Origin of the sequence: Sphingomonas vulcanisoli, assembly GCF_011761305.1 — a bacterium.
Classification (GTDB): Bacteria; Pseudomonadota; Alphaproteobacteria; order Sphingomonadales; family Sphingomonadaceae; genus Sphingomonas_I; species Sphingomonas_I vulcanisoli.
The window spans coordinates 98590-113960 of the sequence record NZ_JAAOZC010000010.1; the positions used below are offsets into that span (position 1 = coordinate 98590).

The following is a 15371-nucleotide window of genomic DNA, read 5'->3' on the forward strand; positions in this document are numbered from 1 at the left end:
AATACCGATACCGCTCGTTGGATGACTGCGTCATGGCAGCTCGCGTCGAACGAGGAGATCGAGGTGCCGCACGATCCCAATCAGGATGAGCTCTCCAGCCAAGTCCATTCGCTCGAGCGGGCTTTGGCAGCATTGGATGCGCTGGTCACGCGGGTTGAGCCGGTCGCAGCACGCCACGTTTCGATAGCGTCCTGCCATCTCCAGCACGGCCTCGATATACTGCGCGAAGTTCCCCTTGCAGGAAGCGGGCTTTCACTCAGGGCCTAGACTGATCAAGGCCGAGGATCGATGCGGCACTTTTCTTGGAGAGAGCCGTTCCCGAGACTGCTGGAGGCCAGTTAGGCCAAGTGGCCATAAAGGCCCTTCGATTATGCTAGAGCGAGGGATTGAAAATGCTGAAGAAGGCTTTTCTCATCGGTGCGACGGTCGCGCTGTTGCCGACCCCTGTCTTGGCGAAGGGGTGTCTAAAGGGCGCAGCCGTGGGCGGTGTCGGTGGGCATTTCGTCGGAAAGGGACATGCGGTTGCCGGTGCGGCGATCGGGTGCGCGGTCGGGCATCACCGAGCCAAGGTCGCCGCCAAGCAGCAGGCTGCCGCCCAGCCAGCACCTCCGCCCAAGAGATAGTCGCTCGGCGCCGATATGGTCCCGTCACCGGCATCCGCGCCCGGCGCGGTGTCGACGGCAGATTGCATCACCAATCTCGATCAGAACCCGCATTCTTTCTGCAACTTCATCATCGAAAATCGCGTGGTTTGATCTTTATGCCCTCGGTTTGCTGCCCGGGAATTATGCCTGATCCGAGACGAAGGTCGGGAATATAGATGTCGCGAGGCGGGCGACCGAGCGCATGCGCGGGATCGCGTGGATCGGGTCCGACCGGGTTCCTGGCTATGTCCGCCCGGCCGACCTGGTAGACGCTCGCGACGTCGGCCCGCTTGCCGACCGTCGCGAGCAGGCCCGACAGATCGTCGAGCCGCTGCACGACGATATGGATGACCTCTCCCTCGCGCTGCACCTGTCCGCGCACGCCCATCATCGAGGCGCCCAGAACGATCCGGCGGTGCTTGTCGAAAAGGCTTGGCCAGACGACGAGATTGGCGACGTCGGTCTCATCCTCAAGGGTGATGAACATGACGCCCTTCGCCGACCCGGGCTTTTGCCGCATCAAGACCAGCCCCGCGAGGTTGACCCAGCGGCCATCCTTCAGGTCGCGCAGCGATGCGCAGGTCACCATCTTGCGCCGGGTCAATTCTTCGCGGAGAAAATCGACGGGGTGAGCGCGTAGCGACAGCCCGACGCTACGATAATCCTCGACCACTTCTTCGCCACCGCCCATCGGGACGAGGGCGACTTCGGGTTCGACCGCTTCCGGGCGCAGTTTACCGGCACGTTCGTCCGCAGCCGCAAACAGGGGCAGGGCGCTGTGCCCCAGACCCTTGACCTCCCACAGCCCCGAGCGGCGCGATAGATCGAGCGAGCCGAACCCGCCGGCATGTCCTATCCGGTCGAGCGCGCGGCCGCTCACGCCGGCGCGCCGCTGGATTTCTTCGACCGAGCTGTAAGGTTCGTCCCCGCGCGCAAGGACGATCGCGGCACCATCATCGTTCTTGAGATCGCGCGCATAGCGCAGCCCCATCCGCACCGCCTGATAGCGACCGTTGGTCTTCTCGAGCGTGCAGTCCCACCGGCTACGATTGACGTCGATCGGACGGACGTCGACGCCGTGGGCACGGGCATCGCGCACGATCTGCGCGGGCTGGTAGAAACCCATCGGCTGCGCGTTGAGCAACGCCGCGCAGAACACGTCAGGATGATGGCATTTCATCCACGAGGAGGCATAGGCGATCAGCGCAAACGATGCGGCATGGCTCTCCGGAAAGCCATAGGAACCGAAGCCCTCGATCTGCTTGAAGGTCTGTTCGGCGAAATCGCGCTCATACCCACGCGCGATCATGCCGTCGATCAGCTTTTCGCGAAAATGGCTGACGCCCCCGGTGAGCTTGAACGTCGCCATCGCACGCCGCAGCAGATCGGCCTCGGACGCCGTGAAGCCCGCGCACTCGATCGCGACCCGCATGGCCTGTTCCTGGAAGAGCGGCACGCCGAGCGTCTTCTTGAGAACGCGCTCAAGCTCGGGTGTCGGATAGGATACCGCTTCGAGACCGGCGCGCCGACGCCTGTAAGGGTGAACCATGTCACCCTGGATCGGTCCGGGACGGACGATCGCGACCTGGATGACGAGATCGTAGAATTCCCTGGGCTGGTGCAGCGGCAACGAGGCCATCTGCGCGCGGCTCTCGATCTGGAAGACGCCCAATGTGTCGGCCTTGCGGATCATCGCATAGGTCGCGGGATCGTCGTTGGGGATCGTTGCGAGATCCATCGCGATGCCCTTGTCCTGCTCCAGCATCGCAAAGGCGCGGCGCATGCAGCCGAGCATGCCCAAACCCAGCACGTCGACCTTCATGAAGCCGAGCGCGTCGATATCGTCCTTGTCCCATTCGATGATCTGCCGATCCTTCATCGCGGCGGGCTCGATCGGCACCAGTTCGTCGAGGCGGCCCAATGTCAGCACGAAGCCGCCGGGGTGCTGGGAGCTATGGCGCGGCGTGTTGATGAGCTGCTTGGCTAGCTCCAGCGTCAGAGCGAGCCTGCGGTCGGTGGTGTCGAGGTTGAGCTCTTCGGCATGGTGTGCCTCGACACCCTCGCGGCTCCATCCCCAGACCTGGCTGGCAAGCCCACCAACGACATCCTCGGTCAGGCCCAACGCCTTGCCGACCTCGCGCACCGCGCCGCGTGCGCGAAACCGCGAAATGACCGCCGTCAGCGCCGAACGCTCGCGGCCATAGGTTTCGTAAATCCACTGGATCACTTCCTCGCGCCGCTCATGCTCGAAATCGACGTCGATATCGGGAGGTTCGCGGCGCTCAGCCGAGACGAACCGCTCGAAGAGCAACTCCGATTTCACCGGGTCGATCGATGTGATGCCGAGAACGAAGCAGACCGCGCTATTGGCCGCCGAGCCGCGCCCCTGGCAGAGGATATTCTTCGAGCGTGCGAAGGCGACGATCGAATGGACCGTCAGGAAATAGGGGGCGTAAGCGAGCTGCTCGATCAGCTTGAGCTCGTGGTTGAGCTGCGCGCGGACCGCGTCGGGCACGCCATCGGGATAGCGGATGGGCGCCTTGTCCCATGTCAGCCGTTCGAGTTGCTGTTGCGGCGTCAGGCCGCTCGCCCCGATCTCGTCGGGATAGGTGTAGGTCAGTTCGCCCAGGTCGAACGTGCAACGCCGTGCGATCTCGACGCTGCGCCGGAGCGGGCCGAGGTCGCCAAGATAGCGCGCGAACAAGCGCTCCATTTCGGCGATCGCGCGCAGGTGCCGGTCGGCAAAACGCTCGCGGCGACGGCCCAGCGTATCGACCGTGCATTTCTCGCGGATGCAGCTCACTACGTCCTGAAGCAGCCGACGATCGGGCGAGTGGTAGAGGACGTCGCCCGTCGCGACGGTCGGCACGCGCGCCGCCGCCGCCAGCGCGGCGAGATCGCGCAAGCGGATCGCATCCCGGGGACGCCTGCGGATCGACAGTGCGAGAAAGGCCGAGGATCCGAAGATCTTCGCGGTGCGCGCCAGCGCCTGCTCGGTGACCGCGTCGGCGCGATCGGGTACGAGGATCGCGATCCACCCCTCGGCCCAATCCTCAATGTCCGACCAGTGGAGATGGCAGGCGCCCTTGCCGGCGCGCGCCTTGCCAACGCTCAGCAGCCGGCACAGCCGGGCATAGGCCTCCTTGCTGGTCGGATAGACGAGGAGTGAGGTGCCGCACACGAGATCGAGCCTGCAGCCGACGACCGACCGCACGCCGGTCGCTTTCTGCCCATCCCAGGCGCGAACCAGGCCACCCAACGTGTTGCGATCGGTGATGCCCAGAGCGGCATGGCCGAGCAGGCCGGCAGCGGCGTAAAGTTCTTCGGGACTTGAGGCGCCGCGCAGGAAGCTGAAATGGCTCGTGACCTGCAGCTCGACGTAGCGGACGCCATCGAGCGGATCGTCGCTCATGCGAACGCCCCGTGGACGAACCATCTCATCGGGCCGGTCGCCGGGCTTTCGCCATCACCCTGGCGGAAGATCCAGTAGCGGCTGCCGGTCGTGGTCTCGACCTGGAAATAGTCGCGCACCGCAAATGGCATGGCGGCTTCATGGCCGGCTTCGCGCCACCACTCGCCGTGCAGGCGTTCTGGACCATCGGCTTGGGCAACACGGTGACGTTTTCCCCGCCATACGAACATCGCGGGCGGGTGGTCGGGAAGCATCGCCGTCACCTCGATCGGTTCGGGCGAGAGGAGCATGCGCGCAGGACGGGGCAGATCATCATCCCAGCCCGCGGCGTCGGCGCGCGCGAGCGGCGCCACCAGCTCGATCTCTCGCTCCGGCATGATGCTGGCCTTCGGCGTCGCCCGATACAGCCGGCGTTGACCGAACCGATTGGCCAGCGCATCGACCAGCGCCGCGAGATCCGGCCCGCGCCGTCCCGCTGCGATCAAACCTTCTCCCTGGCGAGGTCCCAAAGGCTCGATCAGCGGCGCTATCAGCGTCATCGCCTCGACCCCAAGGCCGGGATCAACGGTCTCGACCTTCGCGCTCAGCAATTTGCGCAAGTGCCCAGGATCGCGCGTCGGAGCAGCGGTGCCGACGCGGATCGACTGAAAATGACCATCGACGCGCTCGAAAAAGAGGTCGAGGCGGCGCGCCCCGGCGCCCTCGTTGGTCAGCCGGGCGATCAGGTCGTCCACGAGGTCGCCGATCACCTGGATGAAAGCATCGGCGGTCATGATCGGTTCGAGCAGGCCGCGTCGCACGCGCGGTACACTTGGCGGGACGATCGGCTCGATGGGCTCGGGGATCTGTCCAAGCGCCTGGTCGAGGCGCTTGTAGAGCTGCTTGCCGAACCGCTTGGCGAGCGGTGCGCGGGGCGCCACGATCAGTTGCTCGACTCGTTCGAAGCCCATTCTGCGCAGGTCATCGGCGATTCCAGGCTCGATCCGCAGCGCGTGAACCGGCAGGATCGCAAGCGCGGTTCGCGTCTTGCCCGGTTCGATGACGTTAGGGCGGCCGGACGGCACGTGGCGCGCCACGGCATGAGCGCAGCCCGCCGTGTCGGCGACCGCGACCTGCACGGCCATGCCCGACGCCGCGATCCGTCGCAGAATGTCCTTGAGGAGCGGGACCTCGCCATCGAAGCGATGCGCGCAGCCGGTGATATCGATCCATAGTCCGTCGGGCGGATCGACCGCGACGAGCGGCGAGTAACGTCTGGCGGCCCAGAGCGCCAAGCGCTTGAGCCCCGCCAAGTCATCCTCGGGCTCGGCATCGATCACGACGAGCTCGGGCGCGAGACTGCGCGCCCGCGTTACCGTCATGCCGGGGGTAATGCCTTGCCGGCGTGCCGCCATATCGGCCGCCGCAATGATACGACGACCATGGTCGGGCAGAGCGGTGACGAGAGGGGGCGCCTGGTCGTCAGGCGGCCTGCCGGTCTTCCGCCGGACGCGGTCGGTCGACCATGTCGGCAGGAAGACCGATACGACCCTGCGCATCGGCGCCCTCCACCAGCCAGCGCTGCGGTTCGCCACCGCGCACCCGTTCAAGCATCACGTCCCACCGTAGGCGGCCCAGACTGGGGATGCCCAGCTGCTCGCTTGGGCTGGCACGGACGCGCCACCGCGTTACCGCAGCACTTCCCTCGACCGTCGTCTCAAGGGGCGATGCCCGCCGGAAAACGAACGCTGGAACACCCGATTGCTCCGCGGCGAGCTGCAGCCGGCGCGAGGCCGTCAGGCCGATCTTGCCGAGTTCTCCGACGACTCCGCCCAGCCCCTCGTGTCGTAAGCACTCTTCCATCGCCGTCAGGACGTTGGTGTCGCTTCCCGCCTCGACATAGACGACGCGATCGGGATGCAGGCCGGCGAGGTGAAGGGAAGGCGCGAAAAGATCTCGCCAGCGCAGGCACCAGAAGATCGGACCGTCGAGGCGCGCAAGGATACCCGCGAGAAACACCGTCATCGCCGCATCGTCAGAGAGGTCGGGGCTACCGGACATCTCATGGAGCGCGCCCCCGGCGATGCCGCCCCCTGGCAGGCAGGAATCGATCGCCGCAATGCCGAACGGCAGGCTCTGGTGGCGCACGCCCGCACCCTCGATCTGCGCGATTTGCGCACGCAGATTGGCAAGGACGGACGACTGGCGCATGTTGCTCCACGAGACTCGGCAATGAGAAATAGCGCCTCAGGATCGACCCTTTTGCGCGGGTGAGTCAACGAGTTGTGTTCATGTTATGTTCCGTGCTATCTTGCGGCGACCCCGAGTCGCATTAGGTAAGATTGGCATGTCGCGGCTGCACTCTATTCAGGCTCCGATCGCGCAGATCGCGGACCATTTCGGCATCCCGTTAACCCGGGCGCTCGAGGCGCTCGAGGTGCCCGGCGAGATTACCGAAGGCCTGACCGGCCTGGTGGTCATCGAGAAAAATGGCCAGCGATTGCTCAAAGCGCTCGACTGGGGCTTTCCGCGCCAGACGCGCGAACGGCGGCTGGCAGGCGACCCGCCCGAACGTCTCGGGCTGGTCGCCAATCTCACGAGTCCCATGTGGGACACGATGGTCGTCGATCCGCGCTATCGCTGCCTGATCGTGCTGACCCATTTCGCCAACCCCGATGGTGAGGCCGGGGCCATGACGCGTACATGGTTCTCGGTAACCGATCAGCCGATCATGGCCTGGGCCGGCTTTTGCCGGAACACGCCGGAATTCGGCCCGGTCTATGCCGGCATGACGATGGCCGCCAACGACGTCATCCCGCCAACCAACGACCGGATGCCGGTCCTGATCGAGCCGCACGAATATGACCGCTGGCTGCATGGCTCGATCAAGGACGTGATCTGGTTTCAGCATCGCCCGCCGTTCGCTGGTGACCGAATGACGGTCGAGCGAACCGACGATCTGTGGCGAAGCGGGGTTGGACCGCCTGGATCGGCGCCGCAGCTCGCTCTACTTTGAAGGCATGACGGACCGGAGGTCCGGAGGCCCCGCAGGAAAGGACCGACAATGGCAACGCTCATGTTTTTCGCCGGTCCTGCGATCGGAATCCTGATCGGGCTCGCGCTGATCGCCTATCCATCGCGAGCGGCCTTCTACCGGCGTAATCACGCGGGACTCGAGGTCTTTCGATCCTATGGCCATTCGATCCTGACCCGATGGATCGAGGGCGGCACGAAGCTGCTCGGCCTGCTGATTGTCGTCTTGTGCGTGTTTCACGTCCTGAACCCGACACCGCCCGGTCGATCACCAACTATGGAAACGAAAACGGGCGGTCGCTAATAGACTCTGGCCATCTTGCGGCTCGCAAGAACAGCGTCTCCATCGAAACCAATTACTTACCCAAAAGAACTCCGGTCGGGCGCTTGCTGCCCGATAAACGGTATGTCACTTCGTTCATGATTGATAGATTGACGACAGTTCCTCCGGGGCCATTCCACTCACCTTCACATGAGGAATAATCGCGCGATCCGAAGCATTGGGAAGCAACAGGCGACCCGTAGGTTGCGGTGAGCTCTCGCAACAGGTCGCGAGCCGAACGTGAAGTACTGTAATTGACCTGCACGGCCGTTACCAAATGGTTCGGATCGGTTTCCACGTTGACCGTATGGCCCTCCTGGTCCTTGAGCGGAGGATAACTGCCCTCAGAAAGGGAAGGCTCCACGGCCTTCAACTGGTAACGATTCATGCCTGCGCGCACTTGATGCCACAGCAATGGACCATCGGCAGTCTCGCTCTGTGTCCACTCTTTAATAACTTCGTGAGTTGATCTTCGGACGAAAGCGATCCGGCTGACTTTCACTCCGATGAAGCACCGCTCGTCAAAACTATCAACGGGAAGCGAAATCGTCGCTGAACCCCCACTGATCTCGCATCCAACGATCTTATCTGTATCACCAAGCTTGGTATAAGTACCCTCTACGACAACATCGGCATCGAGCGCGATGGTCTTGGCTGCGGCAGGTTCAAGCGGCAGGCGTACCCAATAGCTCGTACCCTCCAGCATCGTTAGACCGCGGTCGAACGAAGATGGTGAAAGCATCATGGCTGGCTGCGTAACAAGAGCGAGCGCATTCGACTTGCCGCTGAAACTCGTAACCTCGGTAGTTGCGCCATAGGCGTTCTGGCCGACGTATCGCCCAGTCATCTTGTGACTCTCTTGGACAAGGATCGAGTGCATCATGTTGAGTCCGAGCTTACCGCGTGCGACGGGCGCTCGGACGTATCCGGTCTCAAGATCTAAGGTCAGAACGCCATTCTCATAAGTGTATTTCGGGCGACCCGCCCCGGGATATTGTTCGGCAGGTAGCGCAAACGAGAATGGCTTTCCGACAATGGCAGGATCGACCGCAGAAGCAGCGAATTGGTCGGTTTGATGCTCGTCACTCCGGGCTGCAGCCATAGCGCGATCAAAATCGGATAGAGGGATGGGTGGTGTCTTCATCACCGGAGGATGACGGAGCGGGTTGTGGGGTGGCACTGCCATCGCTTCGGACCCAGCAAACGACAAAACCAGCACCCAGACCTTGATCACTTTCGCCCCCATGTTCTTGACGCGATGTTTACCGAGGAAATGTGAGGGTCGGCAACGCTTCCCTGCTTTCGAGCCTTAGGGACATTACCAAGTGTTGTAGCAAATCCGGGCACGTAATTCCGATCCGACGAGATCGGAGATGCGAAGATGGGCACCATGCGCATGTTGCTGGCAATCGCTGTCGCAACCGCAGCCATGCTTGCCCCCGTCCGGTCGCTGGCGGCGGAGGTGCCGTGGAGCTGGACGCCGGAATGGCGAGAAATCTACGACGCTCTCAATCCGCTGACCGACTCGATGCTCCGGCATGATCGGGTCGGGACTTCGCGGCCTTGGAAGACGCCGTGCGGGATCAACGGTCGGATCATCCTCGAAAGCGGCGGCGATCGTGCCGGGTCTCGCGTCGCGGTCATTGGCGTCTCGAGCAGCGCGGACCGCAGTGGCCGTCACGTCAATCACTTCCGCTATCGCAAGATTCGCGGGCGAGGATGGGTGCTGATCTGCTGAGCGGCGTTATCCGACGAGAGGATCCGCTGCCTATGGCACGGAGCGCCGTCCATGATAGGATCGCTCCATGTGCAATCTCTACACCGAGCGGCTCGGACCGGCCGAGATCGCCGCGCATTTCGGCGTCGAAAATCCGATGGCCTCCAACGTCGGCGGCGAGGTCTATCCCGGCACGCAAGGCCTCGTGGTGCGCGAGGCCGAGGGCCGGCGCGTGATCGAGGCCATGACGTGGGGATTTCCGCTCAAGACGATGGCTCCGACCGCCAAGCCGAAGCCGGTCAACAACATTCGCGAATTGAGCAAGCCGATGTGGAAGGGAATCGCCGCCAAGCCGCAGTGGCGCTGCCTGATCCCGCTCACCGGTTTCGCCGAAGCCGAGGGGCCGAAGGGCGCCAAGACGCGGACCTGGTTCCATGTGAAGGACCAGCCTATCTTCGCCTGGGCCGGGCTCTGGCGGTTCGACACGCAATATGAGTGGGGTGCGGTCTATTCAGGCGTTATGACCGATTGCAACGACGCCATTCGGCCCGTTCACGACCGTATGCCGGTTCTGCTTCATCCCGAAGAGTATGACGCCTGGCTCAACGGCAGCTTTGACGACGTGCTGGCCTTCCAGAATCGCTGCTTCCCCGACGCGCTGATCGAGATGGTCCGGACCGACGAATATTGGGACAAGCGCAAGGGGCGGGTTTCCGCGCCGACATTGGTTTGACCCGAACCGGACGTTCGTTACCCGGCCACAGCGCCGAATAAGTGGCCGAGCGTCGTCGTCGCGAGCAAAGCGATCGCGCCGAGACAGACCACGCGAACAATCCCGCGTGCGACCGACGCGCCGCCGGTCGCGGCGCCCAGCGCGCCCAGCAGCGCCAGGGCGAAGAGGGTGATCGCCACCACGGCCGGCACTACCATCGGGGTATCGGCCGCGACCGCTGTGAGGAGCGGCAGGATCGCGCCGGCCGCGAACCCGGCGGCGGAAGTCGCGGCGGCGCGCAGTGGCTGGGCTGCGGTCGCATCGGCCAGGCCCAGCTCGTCCTGTGCGTGCGCCGCCAGAGCATCATGGTCCATCAGCTCACCGGCAACGAGGCGCGCTGTCGCAGGGGAGACGCCGCGTCGCTCGTAGATCGCTTCCAGTTCACGGCGCTCCGAAGCCGGATCCTTTTCGAGCTCTGCCGCTTCCTTGGCCAGCTCAGCCGCTTCGAGATCGGCTTGCGATGAGACCGAGACATATTCGCCGACGGCCATCGACAAGGCGCCGGCGATCAGGGCCGCGCTGCCCGTGAGAAGGATGGAGGAATGGCTGACGCCGGCGCCAGCGACCCCGACGATCAGGCTCGCGGTTGAAAGTGCGCCGTCATTGGCCCCGAGAACACTCGCACGCAGCCACCCGATTCGATCGATCGAATGATTCTCGCGGTGCCGCCGAGGCCGACGGTGCCGAAATACGCTGTCCTCCATCAACATCTCTGCCTGCCTATTCGGACGCTATCGGACCTAAATGCTCAAAGCAGCCCGTGGCTGCCAGCGACCGCGCCGGCGATCGTGATCAATGCCGCCGTCAGCGCCAGGCGGTGCGCCTTTTCGAGCTGGCCAAAGGCCTTCTCGCGCGGCCATTGGGCCGGGTGGGCGCGGTGCGCGATCGGCTCGATGACATAGAGCATCGCGGCAAACGCCAGCCAAAGCAGGACCATCGCGTCCAACCACCAGAAGCGCGGCTCGACAAGCAGCGGCCAGAGATGGCCGCGCCATAGCATCCACGCTCCGCTTGCCCCGGCCAGTGTCACCCAGATCCTCGCCAGGAGCGAAAAAGGCCCCTCGAACGTCCGAAACGTCGCCAGCCGGTCGTTGGGTGGATAGCGCCTTCTGATCACGGGCATGATCACCATCGTGACAAACGCGACGCCGCCGATCCACATGACGACTGCGAGGACATGGGCCACCCGCGCAATCTCGAAATCGTTGATGGCCACCTCAGGCGGCAAGCCGCAGCGGCGCGCGTCCCAACACCTCGCTCACCGCAGCCACCAACGTGTCGATCATCGCGGCGTCATGGGTTGGCCCCGGCGTGAAGCGGAGCCGCTCCGTGCCTCGGGGGACGGTCGGAAAATTGATCGGCTGGACGTAAAGCCCATAGTCCTGGAGCAATGCGTCGCTGACCGCCTTGGCGGTGATCGCATCGCCGATCAGGAGCGGGACGATATGCGTGGTCGATGACATCACTGGCAGATCGGCCGCCGCGAATTTGGCCTTGAGGTCGGCTGCGGCCTGCTGCTGACACTCCCGCTCGATCGACGAACCCTTGAGGTGGCGAACGCTGGCGAGCGCGCCGGCCGCCAGCACCGGTGAGAGCGATGTCGTGAAGATGAAGCCTGGTGCGTAAGAGCGGATGACGTCGGTGATGAGCCGGTCGGCCGCGATATAGCCTCCCATGACGCCAATCGCCTTGGCGAGCGTACCTTCGATGATCGTCAGCCGGTCGGCGACGCCGTCGCGCTCGGAAATGCCGCCGCCGCGCTCGCCATACATGCCAACCGCATGGACCTCGTCGAGATAGGTGAGAGCGCCAAACCGGTCGGCCAGATCACAGATCGCGGCGATCGGGGCGACATCGCCCTCCATCGAATAGACGCTCTCGAAGGCGATGAGCTTGGGCGCGGCAGGATCGGCGGCTGCCAGCAATTCCTCGAGATGTGCCATGTCATTGTGCCGGAAGATCCGTCGCTCACAACCGGCGTTGCGGATGCCGGCGATCATCGACGCATGGTTTAACTCGTCGGAGAAGATGATGCAGCCGGGAAGCAGCTTGCCAAGCGTCGCCAGCGTCGCCTCGTTGGAGACATAGCCCGAGGTGAATAGAAGGGCGCTCTCCTTGCCGTGCAGATCGGCAAGCTCGGCCTCCAAGGCGACATGATAATGGGTGTTGCCGCCGATGTTCCTCGTGCCACCAGAGCCCGCTCCGACATCGTGCAGCGCCTCCTCCATCGCCGCGATGACAGCGGGATGCTGGCCCATCGCGAGATAGTCGTTCGAGCACCAGACCGTGACTGGCCGGGACAAGGCGCGCTGACCAAAACAGCGCGCGTTGGGATAGTTCCCCTTGTTGCGCAGGATGTCGATGAAGACGCGGTAGCGCCCCTCGTCGTGTAGCCGCTCGATCGCCGCGCCGAACGTCGCCATATAGTCCATCGCCACCCCATCTCTGGCTCGCAGATCGTCCATCGTCGGGGGTTATGCGCGGCCGCCAACGGCGGCGATGTGCGTAGTTTTACGAAGGAGGGGAGGGTATGCGCATCGGTAACACCACGTATTGAGCGACTCCGGCGGCCCATGTTGCCTTGGCCGGCATGGAATTGTCGCAGAAAACCGACGACGCGCTTCGCGTCCTGCTTCATCTCGGCGAGCGGCCCGATCACGCCTGCACGATCTGGGAGATCTCGCGCGCCCATGACATCTCGCATCTGCGGCTGACCGCCGTCGTCGCAGATCTCGTGCGCGCGGACATTCTGCACCAGGCGCAGGATCGCAGCGGCAGCGTCCACCTGGTCAAGGCACCCGACGACATCGTGCTGAGTGACATCGTTCGGCTGTCGGAAACCGGGCTCGAACGGTCGGACTGCACGCGCTGCCGGATCCGCAGCGACTGTGTGCTGCGCGCGGCGCTGGCCGGCGCGCGCCAGGCGTTCCTCGACGCGCTGTCCACGATCTCGCTGCACGACGTCCTTCTCAGCGATCAAGGCGACCCGCCCTGCTTTCATCGGACGGGCTGAGCTGGGCGATGACGCGGCAGCCTGTCCGTAGAAATCCCAATGGGCGCAGAATCGGATCGGTGGGACGATCACCGTCACATGGAGGCTGCGATGATCCTGGGCGCCATATTCGGACTGTTGGTATTGGCCGTGCTGATCCGGTTTGCCGCTGGCAGCTGATCGGACCCTGACCGCTGCCGGCTCGCGAACGCTTGGGTCAGCTCGGCCCAGCCGTCGATCGCGAAGAGAGCGGTCATGCGATAGGCAACACCGATGCGGCGCGGCGCGGTTGCACGGCGGCGCAGGATAGCCCGTGCGAGCCTGCGGGCATCCTCTTCATCAGCGGCAACCGTGCTGAGAGCACGGCCGCGCGTGCCGATCCGACCGAAAGAGAGTTGGACGAGCCAGTCGCCGAGCAGGTCGCGTTCGACCACAAGGCTATATTGCCGGTGGCAGTTTCGCGCCGGATCGCTCGCCTGCAGTCGGATGCTGAACACCATGGCCGATGGGTAGCGGGGGGCGATTCCATCGGTCTAACGACTTGTCTGAATCACCCAGGCCGGGTGATCGACCGGCTGAATCAATCCGGCACGACAAGGCCTTTCACCGAACGAGCATGCTGGTCAGCTTCAGCGCCGCAATCTCGGCATCGAGCCAATTCTCGATCGCCGCGCGAAGCGCTGGCTTCATGGTGACGAAAGAGCGACGCCCATCCAGTTCATCGGGCTCGCGGCCGACATATCCGTCCTCGACGAGCATCTCGACGTAGCGAACCGCCGTCGTCGGGGCGACGCCACTCGCCAGGCACAGACCCGATGCGTCGACCTTCCGGCTCTCGATCGTCGCTACATAGAGATCGAGGATCATGTCCCAGCTGGCCTCTCCGAAGCGGATCCCAGGCAGAAATTTCTCGCGGCGGCGGCGACCGCTGATGACATGCTTTGCCAATGTCAGTCGCTCGGTCTCGCGCGCTTGTCCGTTCTCCTGCGCCTCGCTCACCAGACGCTCGACGATCTCGATCGGAAGCGAGATGCTGACCGGAATCAGCTCGGGCTCATCATCCTGTTTCGCCATGACGGGTCAGTCCCGCCCGCTCGGCGGGATGCACGGTAGGTCCAGGTGCCGAGCGTCATCGCGCCGAGCGCGAGATAGGCATAGACCCCGAGCCCGGTATGAAAGGCGAAGAGCGGGACATGCGGCAAAAGCGCCGCGGTCACGCTCAGCACGACATCGGCGAGCGCGAACCCGAAAGCCCAGACCGGCCAGAAGCGCGTGCTGCGCACGGCCAGCCAGAAGAAGCCGACGAGTACCAGCAGATCGATGGCGAAGATGACGGCATTCGCCGGCGCGAAGAAGCGTGGATCGAGGAGCCGCAGCGCCGTGGTCGCGACCGACGCCGCGACGTTGAGCGCCGACCCGACTTTTTCCGGCCCGCCACCCCAGACGAAGGCGAACAGGCACGTGCCCGCCAGGAAGAGATCGAACATCAGGGCAAGCGATACGTGGCTCATGGCGTGCGCGGGCCATCGGGCGCGACCGCGATCATGCCTGCACCGGCTCTGGCGAGCGGATATCTTCCCGTTCGATACCGGGCTTGGGTGCGCCTTCGCCCCAGTCGACGACGGTCAGCCCCAGCGCCTTGCCGGCGCGCTCGACCGAGCCATGCGCGCGCACCACAAGATGCTGCTGGCTTTCCACCAGCGTCACGAGCGCATCGACCGTGGCTTTGACGGTCTTCTGCGCAAACGCCGGAGACAGGCCTTGGGACTCGGCGACATCGAGCGTCGTCACCAGGAATTGCGCCGTATCGCGCGTCGCCGTGCTGATTGAGCGCTCCGCGCGGCGCAGATCGGATGCCACCAAGCGGCTCGAGATTGAAAGATCGGTCATGAGGCCCTCCTCTGCGACGCATGGCGCCGCTACCTGAGATGAGTGCCGGACAGGAGCATCAGCGCTACGATCAGCATGGCAGCGACGGTGATGGCGATAGGGGCGGCGATCGCGATGATCACACCCCACGCCAAGACCTGCTTCCACGAGAGAAGGTTGAGCGGATGCGCCCTGGTCGGCAGCGGCAGGGGAAGCGGCCAGAAAGCCGGTCGGGAAGGGGCAATGCTTGCAGGGTAGAGCCCTTCTACCCCTGCTTCATGCTCGGCGAATAGCCGCGCGGCCTCGTGTCGGCTGGTCGCGCCGATCAGATCCTTGGCGAGCAGGAGCTGCTTGTCGACCGCCCGGGCGCTGACGCCCTCGATATAGGCGATCTCGTGCGACCGGCGGTGCTGGAAGACGTGTCGAAGATAAGACCTTTGACGCTCACTCAACCCCGAAAAACGTCCACCTCCCATGCGCACTCCTCGGCAACGGGAGAACATCGTAGGAGCGCGGAACGCCGCTGCACAGTCGTTTATCTGAGGTTAATATTCATTATGGGGTCTACTTGGGCTCCCGTCGCCGAACTGGGGCAAATCTTCGATCGACGACATCAAATGCCGCGCTGTCG

19 protein-coding genes are annotated in these 15371 nt (G+C 64.1%); 6 read left to right on the forward strand and 13 right to left on the reverse strand.

Going from position 1 to position 15371, the window contains the following annotated elements; translation table 11 throughout:
* Positions 1 to 21: 21 nt before the first annotated feature.
* A complete protein-coding gene (locus FHS31_RS14925; protein ID WP_167074972.1) occupies positions 22 to 267 on the forward strand; it encodes a hypothetical protein in 246 nt (81 codons plus the stop codon).
* Positions 268 to 556: 289 nt separating this feature from the next.
* Here FHS31_RS14925 and FHS31_RS16670 read toward each other — a convergent pair whose 3' ends face one another.
* From FHS31_RS16670 to FHS31_RS14945, 4 genes are read right to left on the reverse strand one after another with little or no spacing between them, the layout of a single operon-like run.
* Positions 557 to 691 (reverse strand): hypothetical protein, encoded by a 135-nt coding sequence (locus FHS31_RS16670; RefSeq protein ID WP_279587918.1) that lies wholly within the window; start codon positions 689 to 691, stop codon positions 557 to 559.
* A gap of 41 nt (positions 692 to 732) precedes the next feature.
* Positions 733 to 4056: an error-prone DNA polymerase gene (locus FHS31_RS14935; RefSeq protein WP_167074976.1), complete on the reverse strand. Its 3324-nt coding sequence runs from the start codon at positions 4054 to 4056 to the stop codon at positions 733 to 735.
* Positions 4053 to 5594, reverse strand: a complete 1542-nt coding sequence (locus FHS31_RS14940; RefSeq protein ID WP_167074978.1) for a DUF6504 family protein — start codon at positions 5592 to 5594, stop codon at positions 4053 to 4055. Before FHS31_RS14940 ends, FHS31_RS14935 begins: the two co-directional genes overlap by 4 nt.
* Entirely contained in the window at positions 5518 to 6246 is a 729-nt protein-coding gene (locus FHS31_RS14945) for an ImuA family protein (protein WP_167074980.1), read from the reverse strand. The genes FHS31_RS14940 and FHS31_RS14945 overlap by 77 nt, the downstream gene beginning before the upstream one ends.
* Before the next feature lie 136 nt (positions 6247 to 6382).
* Here FHS31_RS14945 and FHS31_RS14950 point away from each other — a divergent pair, with 136 nt between their 5' ends.
* Positions 6383 to 7051 carry an SOS response-associated peptidase family protein gene (locus FHS31_RS14950; protein WP_167074982.1) on the forward strand — a complete coding sequence of 223 codons (669 nt, stop codon included), beginning with the start codon at positions 6383 to 6385 and terminating at the stop codon, positions 7049 to 7051.
* Positions 7052 to 7099: 48 nt separating this feature from the next.
* Positions 7100 to 7372: a hypothetical protein gene (locus tag FHS31_RS14955; protein ID WP_167074984.1), complete on the forward strand. Its 273-nt coding sequence runs from the start codon at positions 7100 to 7102 to the stop codon at positions 7370 to 7372.
* Between the two features lie 52 nt (positions 7373 to 7424).
* Here the strand turns inward: FHS31_RS14955 and FHS31_RS14960 are convergent, their stop codons facing one another.
* Entirely contained in the window at positions 7425 to 8624 is a 1200-nt protein-coding gene (locus FHS31_RS14960; RefSeq protein ID WP_167074986.1) for a hypothetical protein, read from the reverse strand.
* A gap of 195 nt (positions 8625 to 8819) precedes the next feature.
* Between FHS31_RS14960 and FHS31_RS14965 the strand changes: the two genes are divergently transcribed.
* Positions 8820 to 9128 carry a hypothetical protein gene (locus tag FHS31_RS14965; protein WP_167074988.1) on the forward strand — a complete coding sequence of 103 codons (309 nt, stop codon included), beginning with the start codon at positions 8820 to 8822 and terminating at the stop codon, positions 9126 to 9128.
* Between the two features lie 67 nt (positions 9129 to 9195).
* Complete coding sequence (locus FHS31_RS14970) at positions 9196 to 9840, forward strand: SOS response-associated peptidase (protein ID WP_167074990.1); 645 nt, start codon at positions 9196 to 9198, stop codon at positions 9838 to 9840.
* Between the two features lie 17 nt (positions 9841 to 9857).
* Here the strand turns inward: FHS31_RS14970 and FHS31_RS14975 are convergent, their stop codons facing one another.
* The 3 genes from FHS31_RS14975 to hemA are packed head-to-tail and all read right to left on the reverse strand — an operon-like array spanning position 9858 to position 12311.
* On the reverse strand, positions 9858 to 10583 hold the full coding sequence (locus FHS31_RS14975; protein ID WP_167075024.1) for a VIT1/CCC1 transporter family protein: 726 nt from the start codon (positions 10581 to 10583) through the stop codon (positions 9858 to 9860).
* A 44-nt stretch (positions 10584 to 10627) separates the two neighbouring features.
* Positions 10628 to 11095 carry a hypothetical protein gene (locus tag FHS31_RS14980; protein ID WP_341786379.1) on the reverse strand — a complete coding sequence of 156 codons (468 nt, stop codon included), beginning with the start codon at positions 11093 to 11095 and terminating at the stop codon, positions 10628 to 10630.
* Between the two features lies 1 nt (position 11096).
* On the reverse strand, positions 11097 to 12311 hold the full coding sequence (gene hemA / locus FHS31_RS14985; RefSeq protein WP_167075027.1) for a 5-aminolevulinate synthase: 1215 nt from the start codon (positions 12309 to 12311) through the stop codon (positions 11097 to 11099).
* Between the two features lie 158 nt (positions 12312 to 12469).
* Here hemA and FHS31_RS14990 point away from each other — a divergent pair, with 158 nt between their 5' ends.
* Positions 12470 to 12892: an RrF2 family transcriptional regulator gene (locus tag FHS31_RS14990; protein WP_167074992.1), complete on the forward strand. Its 423-nt coding sequence runs from the start codon at positions 12470 to 12472 to the stop codon at positions 12890 to 12892.
* A 74-nt stretch (positions 12893 to 12966) separates the two neighbouring features.
* Here FHS31_RS14990 and FHS31_RS14995 read toward each other — a convergent pair whose 3' ends face one another.
* The 5 genes from FHS31_RS14995 to FHS31_RS15015 form a co-directional block, all read right to left on the reverse strand.
* Positions 12967 to 13371 carry a WGR domain-containing protein gene (locus FHS31_RS14995; RefSeq protein ID WP_167074994.1) on the reverse strand — a complete coding sequence of 135 codons (405 nt, stop codon included), beginning with the start codon at positions 13369 to 13371 and terminating at the stop codon, positions 12967 to 12969.
* A gap of 103 nt (positions 13372 to 13474) precedes the next feature.
* Complete coding sequence (locus FHS31_RS15000; RefSeq protein WP_167074996.1) at positions 13475 to 13945, reverse strand: MarR family transcriptional regulator; 471 nt, start codon at positions 13943 to 13945, stop codon at positions 13475 to 13477.
* The gene (locus tag FHS31_RS15005) at positions 13915 to 14382 is read right to left on the reverse strand and encodes a hypothetical protein (RefSeq protein ID WP_167074997.1); all 468 of its coding nucleotides are present in this window, start codon (positions 14380 to 14382) and stop codon (positions 13915 to 13917) included. The genes FHS31_RS15000 and FHS31_RS15005 overlap by 31 nt, the downstream gene beginning before the upstream one ends.
* Positions 14383 to 14413: 31 nt before the next feature.
* On the reverse strand, positions 14414 to 14761 hold the full coding sequence (locus FHS31_RS15010; RefSeq protein ID WP_167074999.1) for a hypothetical protein: 348 nt from the start codon (positions 14759 to 14761) through the stop codon (positions 14414 to 14416).
* 29 nt (positions 14762 to 14790) lie between these two features.
* Positions 14791 to 15216: a helix-turn-helix domain-containing protein gene (locus FHS31_RS15015; protein WP_167075001.1), complete on the reverse strand. Its 426-nt coding sequence runs from the start codon at positions 15214 to 15216 to the stop codon at positions 14791 to 14793.
* Positions 15217 to 15371 lie beyond the last annotated feature (155 nt).